The sequence below is a fragment of the Pseudobacillus wudalianchiensis genome (genome assembly GCF_001685015.1).
Classification (GTDB): Bacteria; Bacillota; Bacilli; order Bacillales; family Domibacillaceae; genus Pseudobacillus; species Pseudobacillus wudalianchiensis.
On record NZ_MAYT01000023.1, the window covers coordinates 303384 to 326224 of the forward strand.

Consider the following 22841-nt stretch of genomic DNA (forward strand, 5'->3'; position numbering starts at 1 on the left):
TTAATTTCAGTCAAAATATCAAGAGACTGAAACGTAAAGATATAAGTTCTTTCTAAAAAAATCAATTATTGCAGAACAGTTTTGAAGTATCAGAAGAAATGCCATACATCATTTTAAACAATATTATATTACTCCTGTCTCTGCCGTTGCAAACCCACGTCCTGTTAGTCGTAACCCTGGTTTGACTAACTTCAATTCTAATTTTGTAATAGTTCCGGGAATAAATAATGTATTATATGCATAGTCAAACGTCGAGACTTTCCCTTGTATGGATAGATATGCATATACATGGATGGGTTAAAGTTCGCTTCAATAATTCCATAAGCATCTTTATTAGCTGCAGGAGCTTCTTTATTTGCAATAATCAAATCGATGCCGCTAATTTTAGCTCCAAGTGCCGCTACCGCATCCACCGCTATTTTTTTATAGTCATCAGGAATTTCATCTGTCACATCAATCGAGTCTCCACCCGTGCTAATGTTAGAGTTTTCACGCAGATAGATGATTTCACCAGCTTTTGGAATCGAGTCCATTCGATACCCTTGACCTTTAAGCATAAGGTTCTCCAATTCACCTAATTGTATGCTTTCTAAAGGAGTCCTATGGTCTCTTCCTCTTAACGAATCGCGGTTCTTTTGAGTGACTAACTCTTCGATGGTATGTTTCCCGTCACCTTTCACGTTCGCAGGAATTCGCAATAAAACAGCATAAACTTTATCATCTAACACAAAAAATCGATATTCTGTTCCATTAAGAAACTCTTCTATTAATACGGAAGAATCTTCTTTAAATGCAAGTATGATTGCTTTTTGATAATCCTCGTAATTTGCCCCTTCTTTGAAGATCGATATTCCTAATCCATAGTTTGTTGTTTTCGGCTTGACAACAAATGGCTTGGCAGAAAATAGATCATAGGAACGCAAAGCTTGTTCTATTGTGTGAAATTCCTCACCTATCGGCACACGGAATCCATGCTGCTGAAGAATTTTCTTTGTTACTGTTTTATTTTCCATAATTAAAGTAGATACATACGTATCTTTACTTGTCATATTACCATTTTTCACATATTCGATATGGTCTTTTAATTGAAGCTTCAAAAACTGATCTTGCCGATCCAGAATTTCGACCCGGATTCCTTGCTGAATAGCATCAAACATTAAAATCTGGGTGGACAGCTCCATATCAGTAAATCCTGTTAATTGATATGGCTTTTCCCATGATTTCTTATAGTTTTCTTTAGCAATGCACGTAGCCACGTGAGCTTGACTGCTCTCTTCACTTTCTTTGCAAAGCCTTCCAGCCAAAGTCTTGCTTGGGTCCCTCAGCATTTCCCTCAGATTAACAAATAACGAATCCGAGATAGTTAAATCTAAAGTTTTTACTAACTGTTCCATCTCATCCACCATATGGTGAGCCTCTACTGCAAATTGTGTAGGCTCTAATGGATGCTCAAGAGCCACTGCATCATTGTAAAAATCGCCCATTTCTACCCACTCATCACAATGATTATCTTCATCTTTCCATAGTAAATAAATTAAGAAAAGATGTAGAAACTCTGCTTGTTCATAGCTAATACCATACGTTTCAAAAGGATTTAAATCTATATTACGCAATTCAACATAACTAACACCGTGTTCTTCTAAATCGGAAACTTGATGTCCGCCTCTTAAACGGATAGCTGAATAAAATTCTTTTTCTTCTATTAGAAGCCCTCTTTTAACCATTAAAGAGAGATCTGATATATAGTTTCGTATACTACTATATGACACTCGAACATCATCAGAGTTAGTATACCCATATTTACTGCTTCTAATACTTCTTACTGGCTCATTCAAAGAACCTTCTTCAAAAAAATTCTTTTCACTACTAGGAGAAGCTCCATAAAAATAAGTCACTAACCAGCGATAACGTAAATAGTTTCTTGTGACTTTTAAATAAATCTCTGTTTTAAAATGCTGATAATCTTTTATCTCCGATTGTAAGTTAAATAACGATTGGATTAACTCATCACTAAATTCAAAGTTGAAATGAACACCACTGATCATCTGTTTACGGCGGCCATAAGAATTGGATAACGATTGACGGTATAGAACATTTTCAACACTTTTGAATTTCGCAATCACAATATCTTCTTCCTTTTCTGGTAACTGCGGTGGCATGCTCAATGGCCAGAGCATTTCATTATCACCCATAGAACGATAAGCAACATCATGAATAGCTGCTAAGTAATTAAACAGTTCCTCTAGCGTTTCAGTAACAGGTGTAATTAATTCCATCTGTGTTTCTGAAAAATCCCGCTGAATATAAGGATGTTCATCTCTTATCGAAATACTTTTAGGATGATCCGTCTTAGCTAAATTTCCTGATAAGTCAACTCGTTGGCCTTCTTTTTCAATCCCATAACGGGCTTTTAATAAGTATGGTTTAACACGGTCATTGACTAACATTTTTTTCATATCCATATTATCTGTGCCTCCTAATTAACTTATCTTTAAATAGTAAACTTAAAACACGACAAAATACAGTAATAGAAAATATCCACATTTAGTCACAATGTGGATATTTTCCATTCCATATTTTATCGTAAAAAGAGTATCATCTTAAGTACTTCATATGGAAAGAGAAATGGTCGTCTAAGAAAGTAGCAATAAAGAAATAGCTATGATCATAACCTTCCTCTTTGTTGTAACTTACTTCTTGATTATTTTCTCGAGCGTTTTCTAAGAAGATAGTTTCTTCTAATTGCTCTGGATAAAACGTATCTTGAGCCCCTTGCGTAATGAGAATAGGCGGCATGCCAGTTTCTTTGACCAGTTCTGAGGCATCCCATTCTTTCCAAGAAGCTTTGTCTTCGCCTAAATAAGCTGAAAAAGCTTTTATTCCCCATGGGACGTGACTAGGACTTAAAATAGGAGCAAAAGCAGAAATCGCTTTGAATCTCGCAGCATTTTTCATGCCAATTACTAAAGCTCCATGCCCTCCCATTGAGTGGCCCATAATGCTTTCTTCCCCTGAAAAATTAGGTACCAAAGTTGGCGCAATAGCTGTTAATTCCTCTACTATATACGTATACATGTTATAATGCTTGGCCCATGGATCTTGTGTCGCGTTTAAATAAAAACCTGCCCCTTGTCCAAGGTCCCACGCTTCATCATCAGCAACATCATCTCCACGTGGTGAAGTATCTGGAATCATGACGGCCACTTGATATTTTTCAGCCAATCTTTGAAATCCGCTCTTTTGACTAAAATTATCATCTGTACAAGTTAAACCGGATAACCACCAAATAAGAGGGATTTTTTTCATTTCTTTATTGGACGGCAAGTAGATACTAAATGTCATATCACATTGTAAGGCTTCTGAATAATGGCTGTACTTACATTGTTCTCCGCCAAAAGAGCGATGTTTTTCAATAAGCTTAAGACTCATTTTCTCACTCTCCATATGTTAAAATTGTACGGATCGACTCACCCTTATGAAGCAAATCAAACGCCTCATTGATATCTTTAAAATTTAAGTGGTGTGTGATAAATGAATCTAAATCAATTTCACCATTCATATAATCTTCAACCATTCCTGGCAGTTGGGTTCTCCCCTTAACTCCTCCAAAGGCTGATCCACGCCATACCCGGCCTGTTACTAATTGGAATGGACGAGTATGAATCTCTTTGCCCGCACCTGCTACACCGATAATCGTGCTTTCACCCCAGCCTTTGTGACAACATTCAAGAGCAGATTTCATTACTTCAACATTTCCGATACACTCGAAGCTATAATCTACTCCTCCATCCGTCATTTCAATGATGACTTCTTGAATTGGTCTATCAAATTTAGAAGGATTTATAAAATCAGTTGCCCCCATCTTTTTAGCCAATTCAAATTTATCCTCATTTAAGTCTATCGCAATAATTCGGCTTGCTTTTGCTTGAACCAATCCTTGAATAACAGCTAACCCAATAGCTCCAAGACCAAATACGGCTGTTACAGCTCCTTCTTCTACCTTTGCTGTGTTATGTACAGCGCCAATACCTGTAGTAACCCCGCATCCAAATAGACAAACTTTATCAAGCGGCGCTTCTGGATCAATTTTTGCTAAAGAAATTTCAGGAACGACTGTATATTCACTAAATGTACTTGTTCCCATGTAATGATAAATAGGCTCTCCATTATAAGAGAAACGTGTTGTTCCATCAGGCATTAAACCTTTACCTTGAGTTTCTCGCACAGCACTACATAAGTTTGTTTTACCCGAACGACAGAATTTACATTCTCCACATTCAGCCGTATATAGTGGAATAACATGGTCCCCTGGTTTTACTGAAGTCACTTCATCCCCTACAGCCACGACAACACCAGCACCTTCATGACCTAATACAGCAGGAAATACGCCTTCGGGATCGTCACCTGATAAGGTAAAAGCATCTGTATGACAGACTGAAGTATAAAGAATTTTTACTAATACCTCTTTTGCTTTTGGTTCTTCCACATCGATTTCTACAATTTCAAGTGGTTCTCCTGGTTTGAATGCAACAGCAGCTTTACTTTTCAAATGAACCCCTTCTTTCTTTATTTTCTGATATTTACATTCTCATAATTACATATTATAATTCAGCATACAATACTGACATTTTTGTCACTATAGACACAATATTATATAGAAAAGAGTGAATATATATATATGGTGATTCATTATAAAGAAAAAGCTTATTTTAATAGCAAAGATTTGGCCTTATCCGTTATAGGCGGACGTTGGAAAATAGCTATTATATGGTGTTTATTCCAACAGTCTCCACTAAGATTAAGCGAAATACAACAAAAACTCCCCCATGCCAATCAACGCATGTTAATTAGACAATTAAGGGAATTAGAAGAAGATCAAATCATTACTAGATTTGTACACCCTGTTGTTCCTCCTAAAGTGGAGTATCAATTAAGCGAAATGGGGCTTCGTCTAGAATCCGTTGTCACTTCCATTTGTGACTGGGGTGATAGTTTTAGGGACTTTTTGCAAAATGATACTAATGAAACATCAGTTGATTAGCAAATTTCACAAACGGTTCTGAAAATGAAAGCGACGAAACGCTGGTATGAAGGCGTTTCGTCGCTTATTAAGGATTCCAAAACGATCATTTAGGAATCTTTTTTCCTTTAGGATGCGTATTCTGTCCCTAACATATTACCAAATTATTTATTTTTATTATGGGTAAATTTCCGAGAAAATAAGCCCCTATTGCCTATCATTTTATTTAATAAAATATTGCTGAAAAATGTATATTCAGAAACACAAAAATTATTAGATACTCCTCTTGCACCATCAACCATGCTCTGTAAAACTGCATCGATTAATTCATTATGAATCCCAAAGACGGATTTTAAGAAATTGTTCTCTCCACCATCTTTTCCGGTTGGAGAGACTACTGTCTTATACCCTTTTATCTCTAATATAGAAGCGACTAAATCTTGAAGTCTATGACCGCGAAATCCTTTTCGATAGCTACTCTAATTTGATCGCACCCGAGAGTTTCCCGATCAACATCTTCTTTGTTATCCACAGAAGATGGAATTTTCCCCAATACAGCAGCTTCGCCTAAAAAAGCGTTTACAGCCGCCGGTATGCGTGCTTCCGTTTCATTACTATGAATACGACATACTGTTAGAAATGCTCCTAGTGAATAGAGTAAGTCCTGATCCAATCTCGTACGTGTCATATCCTTTGTAATCCATTCTACTTTTCTCATGTGGCTTGCTTCTGAACTAAGATCAGTTTTATACATGTATGCGTCATTAACGGCTCCAACTGCAATCGCCGGCTCTTATTTTAATGGGAAGACAACAATGTCTCCCACTTTAATTTCAGATCTAAATCTCCACACTTGGTTAGCTTTGTTTTCAATCGCTTTTGGCTTACCATCAGGATACGTTTCTTCAAATAATTCAAGTAAACTTTCCTTATCCTTGATTGTTGAAAGATCCCCCAAGTTCATCCCAGTCAAACAGGCCTTTTATACTAACATCTAACGTTTCATTTCCCTTTCTCATTGCTGATTTTTCTTTATTTCACCATAGAAGTCTCAATTAGCAGCTTATTAGCTTCAATAAAAAACATGGCAGAAAGATAAAGCCTATCTTATAGGAGAACTCTCTTTGCAATTATACGAGCACTTTGACTCTACAACTTTTCTTATACCCCACTTGTTTACTAGTTCTATTTCCATGGTATTATAAACCTATTATTACCCACAAACTAGATTAGATTTCAAGTTAAGGAGTTAAGATTTTTATATGTAAAGTAATCACTTATCTTATTATCTAATTATAAAAATGAAAAGGAGCAAATTAAATGAAGAGATTATTTAGTCTATTGTTAGTTTGTTGTTTAACTTTTACAAGCACTACCTTTGCTTCAGCTGCATTTAAGGATGTTAGCCGTGATTATTGGGCAAAAGATGAAATCACATACTTAACGGACAAAAAAGTCATTAACGGTTTTTACGATAATTCATTTCGTCCACAAGCACCGGTTACCCGATTACAAGCTATAACGTTGATGGCTAGGGCTCTAAATCTAGATTTATCTAATCGTCCCAATCCAGGCTTTAAAGACTTATCAACCATGAATAGTAGCTATAAATATGCTGCAGCTATCGTGGACGAAGGTATATTTCCAAAAAGTGCATATTTAAAACCAAATGAACCTATGACTCGTGAATTAATGGCTAGAATGCTTACGTCCGGATTTAAATTAAAATCGACAAAAAAAATTAGTTTCAAAGATGTTCCTTCAAGCCATTGGGCTTATCCATACATCTCTGCTTTAGCCGAGAACAATATTACTCTAGGGTATCCAGATGGAACATTTAAACCAAGCACACCACTTACACGTGCTCAATTTTCTGTATTTCTAGCAAAAGCTTTAAATGACAATTTTAAAACCTTTACTTTTTCTAATGATAATTATCACTTTAAATTAGAATTACCAAACTACATGAAATCCCAAGTAGTGTTTGACGATGGATTAGGTATAAGTGAGAATAAAGTTTTTTCGGTTAACTTTTATTATAACAATGCTACTTATCTTGGTTACACACCGTTCGCTGGATCAATTCATATCATTCCTGCTTCATTATGGAAAAACTTCTTCGAAGATGCACCTTACTATCTGATTAAAAAAGCAAACAACTACTATTACTGTTATCAAGGTCAAAGTGAGGATCCTTATTATGAGGTAGGCAAACAAGGATCTAGAGAAGCTAAAACATACATGAGTATCCATGATAGACTTGAATATGCCATTAAACATATGAAAATCAATTAATGAACAAGCCCGCTGGTTAGTTTCCAGACGGGCTTGTTCGTTTATAAGGAAGAATAGGGATATTCTTCAATTATCAAAGCTGCACCTAGTTTTCAGTCATCTTATAAGCTGGTCAAGAGAAGTACATTATACTTAAATAAGAGCCTTCACCGTAAATAAAAAAGCGCCAGAAACGCTACTTTCATAACGTTCTGACGCTTGCGTATGATTCCGACTGGGTTCGAACCAGCGACCTCTACCCTGTCAAGGTGTCAATGTAGGCTATTTCATAAATTCATAGGGTACAAAAAGCTTTATTTAACAACGCTTAAAACTCATTTTGATAAATTAAGATTCTTTAAGAATTATTATGTTGGTCGGCAAGATGTCGGCAGAGTGTCGGCGCAAAATAAAGATGAAAAACTTAAAAGATAATTGCTAAAATCATTAATACTCCACTCAATAACAACAAATCCCTCTCTCCTTCTGTTAACCATTGTGTCCTCACAAAATAAGATCCATATGAACCTTTCACTTTCACTAATTTAATCTTACGGACGGAGCTGGATGGTAAGACCTCCACCTGATGTTCGGACTCTACCGCGAACCTCCCTTTCTTGTCTCGGGATCGACTGCTGACATCTCGTTTGTTTGTCTTCTCTTCTTCTTTGTCCAGAAGTTCCAACAAGTTCTTCAGTTGACGTCTCTCTTCTATTGTAAGCACTGACGTCCCCCTCCTTCTCTTTGATATCCGGATTCTGTTCCCTCCACAAAACAGCCTGATTCATCGACCAGTTAGGACGGGGGAGAGGGACGTCTTTCTTTTTATTGCTGTGAAGTATAGATTGAAATTCTTTCGAATGAGCTGCCGCGAAGAGAGCAGCCCGGACAATTTGATTGCGATCCAGGTGTGTTGCTTGGAAAAGCTCATCTACATATTTTTTGAAAGTTGAATGGTACCTGACTGTCGGCCTGTAAACCATTGACGTCCTCCCCTTTCGTTATGACGTCTGCTGACGTCTTTGTAAATGATATGTAAAACCACTTTGTATTATCACAATCAAATTGTTATTTTCAAAATCATATTGTGAAAGGGAATGATAATGCAGTTCACGAATTTATATAGTGGGTGATAAATTATGATGATTAGTTTAATTGGGCATTGGATTAAGCAGTCAAAGCTCACTAGAAAGGAATTATGCGAGGTCTTTGGGGTTTCGCAAAATACACTTTCAAATTGGTGTACAGGAAAGACTTTCCCAACAATTCCACAAGCATTCAAACTTGCAGCACTTTTTAACGTAAAAGTAGACGATCTATATCAATGGAAAGAAGAAACGAAAAAACCCCCTCTCGAATGAGAGGGGGTTCAATGTTTAAGAAATTAATAATTCGTCTATGTCATGAGCATCCCGTTCAATAACATCGCACAATTCTAACACTTTTCTCGTATCGTCCAAATCTAACTTCAATATTCTATTTGCATCCAATGAAGACAGATAGTTCAATACCCCCATAAAATCTTCCATATTCTCAATATTAGAGGACTTATACATTAGGTGTACTTTTGTATCGTTCTCAATATTTTCAAACATGAACTTTGTTTTAGCAAGCCATTCTGTATTTTTTGATGGGCCTCCAATGTAAGGAATTGCTTGGAGATAATTCCACACACCATTTTTATAGCCAAAATCGATATTAATTTTAATAATATCTAAATCTTTTATCGGTGTAATCGAAAAGTCCTGCATCACTTTCCTGTCTAATAATTTTTTCTCCTCGAATAAACCCTTTAGCAATCTTTTCGTACTAACTTCTTTATGTTCAGTCTCTAAATAACTTATTCCTACATAGGTTTCAAATAGGCTTCTAAACACCCCTTCCAAATTTCTAGTTAGAGAAAATTTTGGCCTAGACAGGAATAGCTTCTTATCTTTATAATGCTCGTAAAGTTTATCTAAGAACTTCTCGTCCATTAATGAACCTATCTGTACATCTCCGACAATGCCCAGCAAGTTCTCTGTGTTTTTGGTCATATAATATTCAAGCGCATCTTTGAATGTTTTATAAATATTAACTTCTACTTGAGAGTCAGTAATCGCACGGATTTTGGGAGAGTTTTCGCTTATTAGTTGATACTTTATTAATGCTTTTTCTTCAATTGAGTGTAAAATAACACCGACATTAACCACTTCGCCTGTTAATTCATTTGCACAATAACGTACTATACTGTACCAACATGCCTTGCGGCTTTCCATTCTAAAACACCTCCCCTGAAATTTGAAAAAGCCTCTCTGTCTGCCAGCCTTTGAATTATAAAACGCACTAGATCTTTTTGTTTCATTATAAAATATTTATAATAAGCAATTTGGCTATTCTTGTCTACAAACCACGTATTAGGAATAGCGCTGAACCACTCGTCAACTACTGCCTCACTCAATCCTTCTATGCAACTCACGGCATCTTGAAACGAATGATTTGATACATTCTCTAGTTCAATATTATTCTCTATAGCACGAAACACCTCTCCCAACCCGTTTACCGAACCATCGTTAATATTATTTCTAAGAATAAAATTAACAAATGTATCAGTATATTCTGGCGTCGCACTGGGGAATTTCAAATAATTGATTTTATTTGTATTCCAGGTAGGACCAAAAAATGAATGCCCATGATCAATAGTAAATACCTTTCTTTCATTATTTTCTTCTGCAATCAGAAGGTTTCCTGTGTTACCGTATCTGTCAAAATTTGCAATGAGCAAATCAAACGCAATTATCCTTGATATATCCTCTGGATTTTTTATATTATCAAAAAAACGTTTCCATGATCGACTAACATAAGGCTTTCTCATTTTCAATAAATCTAGGTAGTTCTCTTTTAAATTCTCTTCCTTTTTGCTTAATTCTTTCGAGGCAAAGTGTACTCCCGAATAAAATCTGTGCACAAACGTAATTTGCGGATCGGCATCGATTAATCTTTGATCTAAATGTGCAATAGCTGCATCTGGAACTGGAACTTCTAAAAATTTAGCAGCTTGATAGGCAATTAGCTCATTCAGAAACATGCAATCATATGTAACTAACTTCCCATCTTCCAAGACCTTTTGAGTTTTCAAAATGTATTTGTAAGAGTCATCCCCAATTATTAGAGCTGGCCTACTTACACCTTCTCCCAAATAGCTCAAGAACGCATCAACATCTATTTCTTTAATCACTATATTCCCCCTCTCCCCAACTATCCCTTCATCAAGTAATTTTATTTCAAGTAAGAGATGTATTCAATGAATTTATTAATAAAATTTGGTTTTAAAAAACAAAAAAGCCCCTCTCTAATGAAAAGGGCTAGGCACTAACAGAACTTACCGCCAATATATCTATAAACGGTACCTTTCTAACATCTCCATACTTCTCTTCCACATGGATCAGTTTTGTTTGGCCGTCCATTTTCGCAACTTTTCCTTGGATTTGCTCATCTACCTTCCAAACAGACAATATTACTTCTGTTTTCTCTGTGAATGCTTCTGTTAATTGGTATGCAATTTCTTCAAGTTCAAATTCATCGCGAGCTGGGCGTTGGGGTTTACTTTGTTTTTTAGTTTTAGCCATTATATATCCTCCTTAATTTTCTTTATATTCCAATTATACAGAACAAACATTCTCTTTTCGACAAAAAACACGAACATATATTCTTGTTTTTAAAATAAAAAAGCCTCCCATCCGCTAAGGACAGGAGGCTTTTACATCAACTTTCTTTTATATAAATTGTCCAACCAAACGTTTTTCTAATAGTCTCTGCGTGAAACTCAGCAACGTTCCTGCCAACAAACGTGCCAGTGAACAGCCGCAGCCCTGGATTAAACTGCAAATCATCTGCCCGTTCATAAATCATCCAGTGAGGATAAGCTTCTTTAAGCTGTTTCTTCGCTTTCGCTAATGCAGCTGCATCCGGAAAAGTACCTGTGGCCAGACGATATGTTTTATCATCACTTGGAGTTGGTGCTCTTACAATGGATGTAGCCTTTACCTGTCCCTTATTTAGAAACCATTCAAGTGTCTTAGTTCCAATCAATGTATTCAGGTCCACATTCCCATTCACACCCGCCAGCCGCCCTGTTTCTGTATATTGATGTAAATCGCAAGGATAATCAGGTTTCTTTCCTCCATAACGAGGAATCCAAACAAAGTCTGCTTTGATTTGATCTGCTCGGAATAGCTTGTACGTATGATGCCCAACATACAGACCGACTCTTTTTGCTCCTAACCTTTGCAGTTCGTCAATAAATGCCTGTGTGCCAGCGCTCATATCATTCATAGTTTTGACTTCTACATCAGCTACCCAGAACAAGGCTTCCTTATCCCCTCGTTCCCAGAAGTCTCGGGCCTCTTTTTTTGCATCATCAATAGAGACAAAACGACAAAAAGCGTAATTACCAAACGGCACCCCGTACTTCTTCGCCCCTTCTACATAGCTTTTATACTGCCGATCCCGAACTCTACTTCCGTCCTGGACTCTGAGAATAGCGAGGGATAATTCTTTTGAAGCCTTGCCCCAGTCAATGAAGCCTTGATGATGAGATAAATCTGCAATTTTGCTCATTATTTCAGCCCCTTCCCTTCGGTTCTTTGTATCTCATGGCTAGATCGCTGTCTCCCACGCCTTTTGTTGTCGGATCGTTTAATGAATTAAATACACTCATCCCCACAATAAACAGCACATAGGGATTGGATAAGGCTTTAAAAGTGACATCAAATAAAATAGGCCAAGACGTAATGTCCTGACCTGTTAATCCGAAATATGCACCGACTGGAACGACGATTGACAAAAACAGTTGAAACCAAAAAAGCGGGTTTTTCGCCCGCACTTTCCAGTTAATATTCAATTGAATCCCCTCCTAGTTATTTATTAAGTTGAAAATAACGGTAACGACAAGCCCTGTGAGACCGATACTGGCCGGCACCACAATGCTGATCCATTTAAAAATTTTATTGGATGCTTCCTGCCGATCAGCCTTTCTCTCCGCAGCACTCTCGCGGAATTTGCTATATAGCCGATCGATATCCTCTTTGTGATCTGCAATGAAATCAAGAGCTTTATTTGCCTTGTCATTTGCAGCCATTGCTGTTTCGGCAGCACCTTTCGCCATGACTTTAACATCTTCAATTTTGTTGTTCATGTGATTGAGCTTTTCATCGATGCCTCGCATCGTGGCAGACACTTCCTTTAAATCCCCTCGCAGGCCGCCGATTTCTTCAAACATCTTCAAGGCAAAGCTTTCTGTGGTCATGAGACCGCCCCTTTCTTCCGACACACCCACTCACCCCTTTCTTTATATAAACAACTTCTCTCTCTTTTCCTTGCATAAAAAAACACCTATTCTTTAGGTGCTTTGCGTCGTATTATCGATCTAAGCCGACATTTATTGAGTTGCTATTTGTTGAGATAACTCATCATATTCTACTTGTGTTAGGCGATTATTTAATAGAAAAATATCCAATTTACTTTGCATATCCTCTTTGGTTGTATAAGACTGACGATCAATCATTGATTTACAAGCTTTATAAGTTAACGACATATTAAAATTCCTCCTAATTTAATAAATTATAATAATCCTAGTTCAACCATCGACAAACGAAAATCAACATCGACTAAATAGTCCATCTGTTCATTCATTGACTCGCTCAACGACTTCTGATAAACCGGCGCTGCGTCTGGCTGGTCGGGGTCAGGGTATGCGAATTCTATAGCGTCCGCTTGCCTGTCTGTTGGTAACGTCTCCAGCAGGTCTACATTTACGCGAGCGTCTACAGCTTCTATAAAGTCTTGACTACGGCGTCCAAAAGGTAAATCAATTACACCAAAAGACTCTCTTTCTCGCTCTGATAGCACTTTATAAGACGCTATATCTTGCTCGACTGTCGTCTGAACTACAGCGCCCAGCTTTTCGCCTGTATTTACTAACAAATTGCCTGTTGCTTTGTCGTAAAACAATCTGCGGCCTACTTTATTAATCATGAACTTTCCTCCTTATTCGAACGCTATCCAGTTAGCTGTTACGTTTAGATTTGTACTAGGGAACGTTAATGTCTTGGTGCTTTCATCCCATGTAAGAGCGTTTGTTTTAATAAAAGTACCGCCGTATGAAGAATAACTATTACCTTCTGACGTTTCGACCCTTATACCTTTTTTAATATCTGCGAATGTTCCGTAGTTCCAGCTATCAGAAGGAATTGTCGTAGAACCGTCAAACATGGCAGACGCCGCAACTAATACAGACGGTTTAAAGGCTAGGCCGTTAAACACTACAGGGCTGCCAGATTTAAACGCGACTGTTCCGCTGGCCCATCTTACGGCAGGAAGCAGGCTTAAGGCTTTTATGATTGTGTCCAGGGTATCGTTATCGTTTATTGTCCCGCCCTTAGCTCGTACTGCAGCTATTAAATCTGTTTTCCTTGCCGCTAAAAACGGCGCGAGCTGTTTTAAACCTAAATTTACAACGTCAGGAGTCTTCGTATCGTCCGCCAGGATTTTTGTAAAGGTCCATGTACGAACGCTTGGTACATGCGGCGGGTTATTGTAATTATCATTAATCTCGACTGTTACAGTATGTGTGCCAATAGATAAGCTATCCCATTTAGAAGCTGTATTCAGTGTTTGCGCTCCCGTTCCTATAAAGGTACGAAGAGTTTCCCCGTTCAGCTTTTCTGTGACAGTGATCGGGTCGCCTTCCTTGTCTGAAAGCGTGTAAGACTTCGTAAGAGCTGCTGCAAAAGCTCCTAAATACCCGTCGGCCCCGTCCATTTTAGGCGTTTCATTTGTAACAGGAATAAAGAGTAACGACGTAGACGCGCTATAACCGCCCCCTGAAATGGGAATATTCATTTCGGCGCCTGTGTAGGACGTTCTTTCATGGTTATAGGTAGTCTGCATTGCCATTTCCGTAGCGGTCGTAACACTCTCTAAACGAAATATACGGGTAAAGTTTGGCGCTTCGTGCGAACCTATGTCCCTAGAGCCGCCATAAGTCATGAGAATATTTAGTAAAAGGCCGTTAGGTGTTAAGCCGCTTACAGGTTTAAAGCTGGGATTAAGAAGGTCTATACCGTCGGTTCCTACAAAACTAAAGTCTTTTACATTTCTGTAAATATGAGTCGAAGCGATACCGTTCAGGTAAGCGTCTGCCCCGCTTGTAAACTTCGTATCTGTTTCGTTTCCTACAGCTCTTTTTGTTAAAATCGCCATTCCCATGTTATTAGTGCTGTAGATTTTATTGCTGAATAAGGTCCAGCCGCTGGGCGGTGTTATAGTTTTAACAGTCCCGAAACCATAATGAATGAAGGCGATCAGAAGATCGTCTGCTTGCGCTCCTGCTGGTACAGGTACTTTGTTTTGATTGATAGAGTCTATAAGTTCGTTTTTAGTAGCGACTAACTCTACCTGTTTTTTATCTATTGTCGGAAGCGTATATTCAATGGTTATAGTCGGACGTAAGCTTCCGGTCGCGTATTCCGTAGAGCAGTAAGGATAATCATTAGTGTTTATCTCGCTCGTTTTAATGATAAATCCAGTAGCATTTCCGTTTACCATTTCTTGTACAGATTCCGTTATATCTAAAACTGTAGGTGACGGCGCAGCTGAAAAAGAAGCAGTAGAACCTTTCGCTGCATTATAAGCAGGTGCATTTTGCCAAGTCACCGTATCATGTGACCAAGCTCCTGTGATTGGATGTGTATTGATAACTAACGGCGTTGACCTAGACGCAAGTAAAGAAAGCGTTATACTTGCGCTAGTGATAATTGCGTTATTTGGTATAAACCCCTTGTCGAAAGTGTAAAGCAGCCTGCTATTTCCGCTTCCTCCTAGAGTTAACGAATCATAAGCATAGAAATTCGATGTAGGATACCTGTTATCTATTTGGGTATCGTATATTTTCGCGTTAGCGTAACTAAGTGTAACTTTTGGCACCCTCTCGCCCCCTTACATCTGAATAATTTTGTTAATTTCTGTAATCATGCCCTGTCTATCGGTGTCGGTTAAATCACTCCCTTCACCCTGTAAGATAAAATTTACGCCGTTATAAACGAGGGTATACACGCTGCCTGCCTTGAGGTTGCCAGAGCCTACGTCCGTTCCATTCGCCTTCTTAATCGGCTTAGCACCCAATCCGTTCACATTGACAGTTGATGCTCCAGTATTATCTGCGTTTATCTTTAGACGTAGAGAAACACCCTCGGCATATGCGGAGAGTGCTGGCGTAAGTGTGGCGATATATGCGTTAGCTGTTCCCGTTGCAGATGCGTAGCCTGTGTGAGTCTTATAATCTGCCAAATGCGACGTAAGGGCATCGTTGCTTGCTGACGCATCTGCTTTATTCAGAGAAGCTTGAACATCGGCCGCCAAGTCTGCTTTTGGTATTCCACTTCCTGGTTTTGTGTATCGACTATTGGCATTATCATTTGCTTTCTTAACGGCGTTTGCTGTAGCTGCTTGTGTAGTCGACGTGCTTGCCGTGCTGTCATTTAGCTGGACAACTCCTTTTGCAGCAGTCGTAGCGTCAGGAACCGATTGCAAGGCCGAATCTGCCTTATTTAACGAGGACTGGACAGCTGTTGCTAAGTCTGCTTTTGGAATACCTAATGCTGGCTTTGTATATTTACTCGTCACATCTGTTTGAGAAGCAGCATTCGCCTCAATAGCATCGATTAACAATTGATGGTTAGCCAGATTGTGTGTATCTGTTTCTTCTGGTCGAGGCAGTTTTAATTTAGTTGTATATTGCATGTGACCAGCTCCTTTCTAAATTCTTCTTATTTCTATTGCTTTTCTTTCAATGGTAGGTGTGCCGTCAAGCAGGCCATACGCTTCCACATAAAATGTCCCTAACTGTTCCGCTGTGTAGTCACAGGCAATGGTATACCCATCTATCACAATTGCCTGGCTCAATGGAATTTCTTTTAGCTTTGTCCAGTCGCTTTTATACACGATAAATTTGATATCTGCAGGAATTGTTGGTTGCCCCTGCCAATCCTTAAATTCTGCTTTAAGCCGTATGGTATCGCCAAGCAGATAATAGGGTCTATTCAATGCTTATCACCCCTGTTCTCGTTTGCGGATTTATCACTTTTGCGCGAGCCGCTGAGTTCATCTCCGTTCCCCTTGAAAAAACAAGCATATTTTGCTTTCTCTTGGTCAGTTCATAGTCAGGTGAACGGCCGTAAATGGAGAAATCCACTACTCCTTTTAATGGATTGCCGACGATGTTTATGGAAAGCTCTGCTTTTGGCGCCACATTCCCCACTTCATCTTCTGCTACCGCATAAAAGGTAGTGATCCCATTAGGAAAGTCATTAAATCTCACTTCGCCTACGTAGTGATCTTTTTCATGGAGGAATGTCACATCATGGCGATCTCCTAAACTGTCAATAAAGTAAAATTCCTGTTTTGAGCCTAATACCTCATTCCCCTGCACGACGACTTTGTTCCAGTTATCTCGCCCGGCGTATGAGGGAGCGATAATGCTTATCTCTGGTGCGGTTGTATCTAATTCGACAGTAAAAAAAGACACCTTCTCTCCCTCCTAGCTTTGGTATGGTGTCCATTCGTTTTTAGCGTTCTTTCCATAAACATTTATCCTGTATTCGCGATCTCCCCATGTCAACTCGTTAAAATCCACATCGAAAATACCAACTGGTATCATGGATGGAGATGATAAACTCATTCGTGCTTTATTTGTCAAGCCGCTAAAGTGGAAGCTGAGACTGTCACTGATATTTTCTGGATGCGTCTTGATCAACCACTCTACGTATTTCCATCCATCAATAGGCTTCACCGTTAAATACGGAGTATTAATTCTCTGGCCCGGGTTTTGAGCCTCTGTGTTGTCTGCTGTGTAAGCTTTGATCGCTATATCGCGTTCCCAAGCTTTGACCCAGACGCCTACCAGATAATAGGTGTCTGATTTTTGAGGAGCTTTATCCTCATAACAATACCAATAAGCGGATCCGTCTGTATTGGCATCTTCGAATGTAGCAACGACTGCCCCAGCAACTGGCCCGTCTTGTGTATACATGATATTTGTGTTGTAACTCTTCACCCAGCTCGGGTCATCAATCGATGGATTAAGCAAAATATTTTCTCCAGCCGGCAATGCGATTGCTATATCTGCCCACTTATAGCGGCGTGCATTCAGCTGGCTCCAAGATAAATTCTGGGCATCCCATTGTTTCCAACTATCTCTCACATTTTCTGCAATACCTACTAAATCTCCCTGTCCGACCCCTTGCCCATCTGCTCTTGCTTCCCAATTTGCCAAGGGCTGATCAACTGCAAAAACTACAGTTGACCGATTTACCCCTGTCTCTTTGCTTATTTTACTTCTTGAAACACTTTTAATAGTGATAACTGGCACCGGCATTAAAACACCACCCGCTTATTAAATTGACCAGTTGCCTGCATCGTCTTGGACAAAGACTTTGATCGTTTTATTTCCGTCACCAGACTTAGCTGCTTCTAAATCTGCTCCTTTAACCGAACAGTTAATAACAGTACCAGACGCAAAAATTCCTGTTCCTTGCATATTTTCAGATCCATTGACAATACCGATTTGAACATTGGTTCCCGTGTCGTGTGCGGCACCGCTAGAAGCCACGTACATAACCTTGTAAGCCTTAAAGTCCGAATCAACTGTAAAACTAAAGCTCACAGTATCTTTTCCTGCCTGCTTAGAAATCTTAGGAACATCTGGACCGGTAATTGTCACGATTGGACGAGTAGTGTCTAACGTAATACTGTCAGATACCTGGGCTGATACGTTGTACACATCATCTCGGAGCTGTAAATTGATTGTTTTATTGCCATCTCCGTTAGATAACTGCAGCTGTTGAGACGCTTTAAATCCAATCCATAAAGCGCTGGCTACATCCACTGCTGTTGCGGCAGCGCCTACTAATCCGTTTGCTTTCGCCCAAGCCAGGTCAATGTCTCCCCAAATCTTCATTTGGTATCCGGTCTTATCGGCGTCGTTCGTATTGATTGTTGCTGTAACCAGCGCTGATGTAGAGTATTGCGCATTACTGTTTAATAAAATTGATGGATTCGATGGTCCGGTTGTATCTAGAAGCACCGTAAAAAAGTTCGGCATGTATTTTCCCCCTATACTCTCTCAAATTGACCCCATGTCAAATTCATGGTGTCCAAGTCACTCCAAGTCCAATTTCGTTTATCAGATTCTCCCCAAGTTAAATAAGTAAATTCATAGAGCAGCTCTAAGTGGGCCGGAGTGATCTCGCGTAAAGCTTGTTTCACATCCGGTAAATTTCTCGGTATCCCGCGATTAGATATAAATCTTACTGCTATGGCTCCGTTTCTTTCTTCTGCTTTGACTTCACCATTTACCCAAGATTCTGCTGTTTTCTTGATTAGTTCAATTGTTACTGTACCGACCCCGATGTGTTTAGCTAATACGACAGAGCGGCGTTCTTCTAATGGCTTGTTTAAATCAATCGGGATGCCGTACATGACTTCCCACTTGATTAATTTCTCGCTGTCAGCTGTTAAGATAGAATGACTGTCTACATATCGAAAAAATTCCACAGCGAATAACGCCAGTTCGTCTGCCGATCTGTCGTGTAGGTTTTTCATTTCTTTTATGTCTTGCCAAAACAGAGGGATAGCGAATCTTAACCGTTCACGGATTTCCTCACGGCTGAACATTCAAAATCACGCTCCCTAGCACCGGAACTGAACCTGCAGGGATGACAACGTTCGCTGTACCGCCGTTTACGGTGAAATTTGTAAAGTCAATGATGCCCTCGGTGTCCAGCAGGATATTTTGCAGACGGACAACTCGAACCGTCCTCTCTTGATCGAAGCCCGGAGCTCCTTCTGTTTCCCCTGTAGCTAAATCCTCCAAATAAGCAGTGGCCGCCGCTGTATACTCTGTTTGCACATCCATTCCATTGGTTTGGACGTTTGCTGTAATATTGATCGGGATCTCTTTTGCTGCTTCTACTGTAATCGGGTCGTTTTCACTGCCGATCACTGGCCGCACACTGTCGATGTATTCTTTAACTTCTGCTACCTTCTCAGGTGTTGGAGCACCATAATCAGATGATAGGACAATCACTTTCACTGTGTTTGGCCCGTTCCACACGGGGATGACATAAGCATCCACAATGCCAGGTACTTCTGTAGCCCATTGATGATAATGGTTGGGGTTGCCGCTTGTTGCCGGACGCCTGCGATTGTTCAAAAACCTTTTGGCTAATTCTTCGTCTGATTCTTCATCGAAACCGTTATCTGTTTCTATTGGGTTTGTAACTGTTATAATATCTGCTAAATCACCTACAACACCGGTAATAGCGCCTGCTGATACATTCCCGTCTGCACCTTCAAAAACGGCTGTAATCCCCACTGTAACTCCTACAGGCGTAGCGGTTACGTCTTCATTGGTGACAAAAAGAATGTTTAGAGTTGCCGGAGCAAAAAGCTGTGTTCCTGCTGGCACGGGTGTTGGTTCATCTGCTTTTAACAACGCTTGTCCCGTTGCTCGGCCGCCTGACTTGCGCGTTTCTCCCCACATCGCCACAAAACTATCTAACTTATTGCCAGACATGGTGACTTCGCCGCTTTCATTGACGATAAACCCCTCTTCCTCCTGCGCTTTTAACTCTGCATAGAGGTTCATGATCTCGTCAGCGATTGGAGCTGCGGCTGTATAAGTCGGAGTCCCCTCCCGTGTATCAATGTCTGACGGAGTATTATTGAGCATGTTGGTTAATATCTGTGCCGCTAAACTGTCATCCATTGTGTAAATCATCGGCCGATCACCACTCTTTCTTCCTGCCCATTCACTTTAATATCGATAAACGCTTTCTTCCCTTTGAATTCTACAGTTGTAGTCGCATTTCTTAGTTCCTCATGCTGCTGTGCTAATTCCACGACCGCCCGGGCAATCTCTCCTTCTATGATTTCTCTAGGAAGCTGTTCCTCAATTAATCTTTCAAAGAGCGCGCCAAATTCATCATAAATCGTGTACTCGTATTTTTCCGTCATGCAGCCGATCTTCAGCCATTGCACCCCTTTGTCCTGCCCAGTGATCTTTTGTGAGGTCCACCGCCCATTTTCAAAGTCAATGTAATAGTCTGATTCTCCATTGGCCGTCTGAGCTTCTTGATTTTCTAATACTTCTGCATCCGCTTCAATTTCTAGAATGTTTTCTGGAATGAGAGCCATGCTACACCTCCACCTTATCCAGAATAAAACCAGTTATTTTGTTATCAGTATCGTCGTAAATCACTGCTACTCGGTCGTTTTGATCGAGCTCATTGTCAATCATGATAGATGCTTCCCTTTGTCCTAATGAGTCGTTAAAAATGATATGAGCCGGATAATATGCAGGGAGTAAATGACCGAGCGGCACAAGAGTGGATGTTTCCAAGCCGGTATCATCTAACTTTACAGTGAGTGGATCTGTCTTCGTCACGATACCGAACGCAAGGGTTACATCTTTGTTGTGTCCCGTTTTCTTTATCATTTTAGCGAAGTCTGAAAAAGGATCGCTTTTTTCTCCAGGTACATGGCGCATAACATCACTTCCTTACAACAAACTGTTTATTTGCATAAAATGTTTTCCCCAGTATCCATTGCTGTACGAGTGCTCTTTACAACCGCTTGAAGCCAAACTAACACAGTAACCTTTTCGTGTAACAATGCCGACGTGGCTGACGGCGTTCTTTCCTCTTTCTTTAATGGTCCCTTTGAAGAAAACTAAATCCCCTGGCTGTGCGGCTGATTTTGTTATTTTCTTTCCTTTTGTTATCTGCGACACAGTTCCATGGCCAATATTCACCCCGGCTGCTTTCAAGAAAATATGATGAGAAAAACCAGAACAATCTCCGCGGCCGGAAGGAATATTTTTTCCGTTCCATTTATATGTGAGTTTGCCAACGTAACTTAAAGCCATCCGCACAACCGCTTCTCGTTTGTCAGATACTTTACCTAATCTTTTGTCTAACTTATCTTCTTCCTCTTGGAGTGCATCAAACTTCTTCTTCCACTTCGCCGAAACACTGTTCCAGTTGTTCGCTTTCGTGCGTGCATCCGCTTTGCCTTTCCCTTGCTCCAATACCGCTACTTGTACGTCTCTTCGCCCAAATGCCATCGCTTGGTCAGGATCCACCGCAATGTCAATTCGTTTTCCTTTGATCGCTCCTCCGGTGTCCTCGGCTAGATAGATACCGCTGTATCTTTCCATTGAAGGTACATAGATAGCGACAATAGAGCCATAAGGAATGAGTTTAGGATCCACCGCAATGGTTCTGTCCTCTCTGACTGTTGTGCCAGATGCCGTAATGCCGTTTTTCTGCTTGTTGCCATTGATGCCACCTAGTTTCCACGCATAAGCGGTTGCGACATATCCTGCTGTGTAGCTCACATTCGGCAGTTTCTTCGATAAGTCAGCCGCACCGCCTCCACCCTCATCTTTCGTCGGATCATCATATCTTACAAACTCCGGCTCATATACCTTCGAGAGTTCAAGGGACATAGTGCCATATCCGTTATTTCCTGTATGAGAATGAGCGGTCACGTAATAATAATCACTCGCTCCTGTCAAGCTGTCATACACTTCTATTACTGTTCCTGCTCGGACATAGTAATCAGCCATTGCTTCGACTGTGATATGGTCAGATGCCACACTCAACTTCTTCAACAGCACTTTTGCTTTTTGCTGCAGAGCGGATGAACTGGTTTCCTCGTCGTCATGGTCAGCAAACGTCATGAGACCGTATTCTGCTTTCGCTACATGATCGGTGAAGACTGCTTTCGGTCCTGTTAATTCGTTACCGGCACTTAGAATAACTTGAGTTTTGGTTTCCTCAATGGAAATTTCTCTGGACGAAGAAAGAAGGTTCTCTCCTCGCTTGATAATTTTCCTGTCAGCAGATAGCGTGACTTCTTTTAAGGTCAAAAACCCTTTTTCATCCGTCACTTTATACCGCTTGCCCGTTCGCAGAAATGTTTCAGTTAAGACGGTTTGAACGATCTCCCAGAGTGTTTTACGGATAAAGGTGAGGTTATCAAACACGTAACCTGTATTAACAAGCTTCCCTGTCTTCACTCCGGCTTTTTTCGCAAGAAAGGCAATTACCTGATCTGCTCGCTGTCTCTCGAATACGTGTGTTAGATAGTTCTTAGCTAAATAGCCGTTGTAATCGTGGGTGCGGATCGTTTCTCTGCCTTCTCCGTCAATCTGTGTAGTGACGATAACGCCCCTATATAGCTCCGCTTCTCTTCCATCCTTGTAGATCATGACCTTTACCATCCGACCACATTTAAAATCAATCTGGCGGCGCTCTTTAGCTCTGTTATGAACGGTTATGTCAAACGTTTCGGCAGCGGCATCAATGTCACCGCCAAAATCATGTGATGTGACCATTTCGCTAATGTGGTAGCGGTAATCCTTGTCAAAATAATAAAACCGAAGCTTCGGGCGGTCGGCTTCGGTGTATACCTCTTTTACTCGTTCTATCTTTGTTGCCAAACAGCC

General features: G+C 40.0%; 28 protein-coding genes. 3 read left to right on the top strand and 25 right to left on the bottom strand.

What is annotated here, in order from left to right; all coding sequences use genetic code 11:
* Window positions 1–197 precede the first annotated feature (197 nt).
* The 3 genes from gshAB to A8F95_RS12000 all read right to left on the bottom strand — a co-directional run bounded on the left by gshAB (window position 198) and on the right by A8F95_RS12000 (window position 4549).
* Window positions 198–2462 carry a bifunctional glutamate--cysteine ligase GshA/glutathione synthetase GshB gene (gshAB, locus tag A8F95_RS11990; protein ID WP_065410713.1) on the bottom strand — a complete coding sequence of 755 codons (2265 nt, stop codon included), beginning with the start codon at window positions 2460–2462 and terminating at the stop codon, window positions 198–200.
* Window positions 2463–2595: 133 nt separating this feature from the next.
* Complete coding sequence (gene fghA, locus A8F95_RS11995) at window positions 2596–3429, bottom strand: S-formylglutathione hydrolase (protein WP_065410714.1); 834 nt, start codon at window positions 3427–3429, stop codon at window positions 2596–2598.
* 4 nt (window positions 3430–3433) lie between these two features.
* Window positions 3434–4549 (bottom strand): S-(hydroxymethyl)glutathione dehydrogenase/class III alcohol dehydrogenase, encoded by a 1116-nt coding sequence (locus A8F95_RS12000; RefSeq protein WP_065410715.1) that lies wholly within the window; start codon window positions 4547–4549, stop codon window positions 3434–3436.
* Between the two features lie 129 nt (window positions 4550–4678).
* Between A8F95_RS12000 and A8F95_RS12005 the strand changes: the two genes are divergently transcribed.
* Window positions 4679–5041: a winged helix-turn-helix transcriptional regulator gene (locus A8F95_RS12005; protein WP_065410716.1), complete on the top strand. Its 363-nt coding sequence runs from the start codon at window positions 4679–4681 to the stop codon at window positions 5039–5041.
* Window positions 5042–5453: 412 nt separating this feature from the next.
* Here A8F95_RS12005 and A8F95_RS12010 read toward each other — a convergent pair whose 3' ends face one another.
* Both A8F95_RS12010 and A8F95_RS12015 read right to left on the bottom strand, forming a co-directional pair.
* Entirely contained in the window at window positions 5454–5738 is a 285-nt protein-coding gene (locus A8F95_RS12010; RefSeq protein ID WP_065410717.1) for a hypothetical protein, read from the bottom strand.
* A gap of 75 nt (window positions 5739–5813) precedes the next feature.
* A complete protein-coding gene (locus A8F95_RS12015; protein WP_065410718.1) occupies window positions 5814–5993 on the bottom strand; it encodes a hypothetical protein in 180 nt (59 codons plus the stop codon).
* A gap of 347 nt (window positions 5994–6340) precedes the next feature.
* Between A8F95_RS12015 and A8F95_RS12020 the strand changes: the two genes are divergently transcribed.
* Window positions 6341–7315, top strand: a complete 975-nt coding sequence (locus A8F95_RS12020) for an S-layer homology domain-containing protein (protein ID WP_065410719.1) — start codon at window positions 6341–6343, stop codon at window positions 7313–7315.
* 530 nt (window positions 7316–7845) lie between these two features.
* Here A8F95_RS12020 and A8F95_RS12025 read toward each other — a convergent pair.
* On the bottom strand, window positions 7846–8277 hold the full coding sequence (locus A8F95_RS12025; protein WP_065410720.1) for a hypothetical protein: 432 nt from the start codon (window positions 8275–8277) through the stop codon (window positions 7846–7848).
* A 156-nt stretch (window positions 8278–8433) separates the two neighbouring features.
* Here A8F95_RS12025 and A8F95_RS12030 point away from each other — a divergent pair, with 156 nt between their 5' ends.
* The gene (locus A8F95_RS12030) at window positions 8434–8655 is read left to right on the top strand and encodes a helix-turn-helix transcriptional regulator (RefSeq protein WP_077247342.1); all 222 of its coding nucleotides are present in this window, start codon (window positions 8434–8436) and stop codon (window positions 8653–8655) included.
* A 15-nt stretch (window positions 8656–8670) separates the two neighbouring features.
* Here A8F95_RS12030 and A8F95_RS12035 read toward each other — a convergent pair whose 3' ends face one another.
* The 19 genes from A8F95_RS12035 to A8F95_RS23055 form a co-directional block, all read right to left on the bottom strand.
* Entirely contained in the window at window positions 8671–9552 is an 882-nt protein-coding gene (locus A8F95_RS12035; RefSeq protein WP_065410721.1) for a DUF3037 domain-containing protein, read from the bottom strand.
* Window positions 9519–10511 carry a HipA family kinase gene (locus A8F95_RS12040; RefSeq protein WP_218060671.1) on the bottom strand — a complete coding sequence of 331 codons (993 nt, stop codon included), beginning with the start codon at window positions 10509–10511 and terminating at the stop codon, window positions 9519–9521. Before A8F95_RS12040 ends, A8F95_RS12035 begins: the two co-directional genes overlap by 34 nt.
* A gap of 127 nt (window positions 10512–10638) precedes the next feature.
* Window positions 10639–10902 (bottom strand): YolD-like family protein, encoded by a 264-nt coding sequence (locus tag A8F95_RS12045; protein WP_065410722.1) that lies wholly within the window; start codon window positions 10900–10902, stop codon window positions 10639–10641.
* Between the two features lie 136 nt (window positions 10903–11038).
* Complete coding sequence (locus A8F95_RS12050; RefSeq protein WP_065410723.1) at window positions 11039–11893, bottom strand: glycoside hydrolase family 25 protein; 855 nt, start codon at window positions 11891–11893, stop codon at window positions 11039–11041.
* A 4-nt stretch (window positions 11894–11897) separates the two neighbouring features.
* The gene (locus A8F95_RS12055; protein WP_176713680.1) at window positions 11898–12176 is read right to left on the bottom strand and encodes a phage holin; all 279 of its coding nucleotides are present in this window, start codon (window positions 12174–12176) and stop codon (window positions 11898–11900) included.
* A gap of 12 nt (window positions 12177–12188) precedes the next feature.
* Window positions 12189–12611 (bottom strand): hypothetical protein, encoded by a 423-nt coding sequence (locus tag A8F95_RS12060; RefSeq protein ID WP_141676264.1) that lies wholly within the window; start codon window positions 12609–12611, stop codon window positions 12189–12191.
* A 102-nt stretch (window positions 12612–12713) separates the two neighbouring features.
* Complete coding sequence (locus tag A8F95_RS22485) at window positions 12714–12869, bottom strand: hypothetical protein (protein ID WP_176713681.1); 156 nt, start codon at window positions 12867–12869, stop codon at window positions 12714–12716.
* A gap of 26 nt (window positions 12870–12895) precedes the next feature.
* Window positions 12896–13309 carry a hypothetical protein gene (locus A8F95_RS12065; protein WP_176713682.1) on the bottom strand — a complete coding sequence of 138 codons (414 nt, stop codon included), beginning with the start codon at window positions 13307–13309 and terminating at the stop codon, window positions 12896–12898.
* Window positions 13310–13321: 12 nt separating this feature from the next.
* The gene (locus A8F95_RS12070) at window positions 13322–15259 is read right to left on the bottom strand and encodes a DNRLRE domain-containing protein (RefSeq protein ID WP_065410725.1); all 1938 of its coding nucleotides are present in this window, start codon (window positions 15257–15259) and stop codon (window positions 13322–13324) included.
* Between the two features lie 12 nt (window positions 15260–15271).
* Complete coding sequence (locus tag A8F95_RS12075) at window positions 15272–16075, bottom strand: tail fiber protein (protein WP_065410726.1); 804 nt, start codon at window positions 16073–16075, stop codon at window positions 15272–15274.
* Between the two features lie 15 nt (window positions 16076–16090).
* Window positions 16091–16378, bottom strand: coding sequence for a hypothetical protein (locus tag A8F95_RS12080; protein WP_065410727.1), 288 nt, complete (start codon window positions 16376–16378; stop codon window positions 16091–16093).
* Window positions 16371–16859 (bottom strand): hypothetical protein, encoded by a 489-nt coding sequence (locus tag A8F95_RS12085; protein ID WP_065410728.1) that lies wholly within the window; start codon window positions 16857–16859, stop codon window positions 16371–16373. The genes A8F95_RS12080 and A8F95_RS12085 overlap by 8 nt, the downstream gene beginning before the upstream one ends.
* A gap of 12 nt (window positions 16860–16871) precedes the next feature.
* A complete protein-coding gene (locus A8F95_RS12090) occupies window positions 16872–17708 on the bottom strand; it encodes a hypothetical protein (protein WP_065410729.1) in 837 nt (278 codons plus the stop codon).
* 18 nt (window positions 17709–17726) lie between these two features.
* A complete protein-coding gene (locus A8F95_RS12095; protein WP_065410730.1) occupies window positions 17727–18434 on the bottom strand; it encodes a hypothetical protein in 708 nt (235 codons plus the stop codon).
* A gap of 11 nt (window positions 18435–18445) precedes the next feature.
* Window positions 18446–19006 carry a putative phage tail protein gene (locus A8F95_RS12100; RefSeq protein WP_065410731.1) on the bottom strand — a complete coding sequence of 187 codons (561 nt, stop codon included), beginning with the start codon at window positions 19004–19006 and terminating at the stop codon, window positions 18446–18448.
* Window positions 18993–20111, bottom strand: coding sequence for a baseplate J/gp47 family protein (locus tag A8F95_RS12105; protein WP_077247343.1), 1119 nt, complete (start codon window positions 20109–20111; stop codon window positions 18993–18995). Before A8F95_RS12105 ends, A8F95_RS12100 begins: the two co-directional genes overlap by 14 nt.
* Window positions 20108–20527 carry a DUF2634 domain-containing protein gene (locus A8F95_RS12110; RefSeq protein ID WP_065410732.1) on the bottom strand — a complete coding sequence of 140 codons (420 nt, stop codon included), beginning with the start codon at window positions 20525–20527 and terminating at the stop codon, window positions 20108–20110. Before A8F95_RS12110 ends, A8F95_RS12105 begins: the two co-directional genes overlap by 4 nt.
* Window position 20528: 1 nt before the next feature.
* Window positions 20529–20828 carry a DUF2577 family protein gene (locus A8F95_RS12115; protein ID WP_176713683.1) on the bottom strand — a complete coding sequence of 100 codons (300 nt, stop codon included), beginning with the start codon at window positions 20826–20828 and terminating at the stop codon, window positions 20529–20531.
* Window positions 20829–20891: 63 nt separating this feature from the next.
* Window positions 20892–22835, bottom strand: a complete 1944-nt coding sequence (locus tag A8F95_RS23055) for a C40 family peptidase (RefSeq protein ID WP_065410734.1) — start codon at window positions 22833–22835, stop codon at window positions 20892–20894.
* Window positions 22836–22841: the final 6 nt, after the last annotated feature.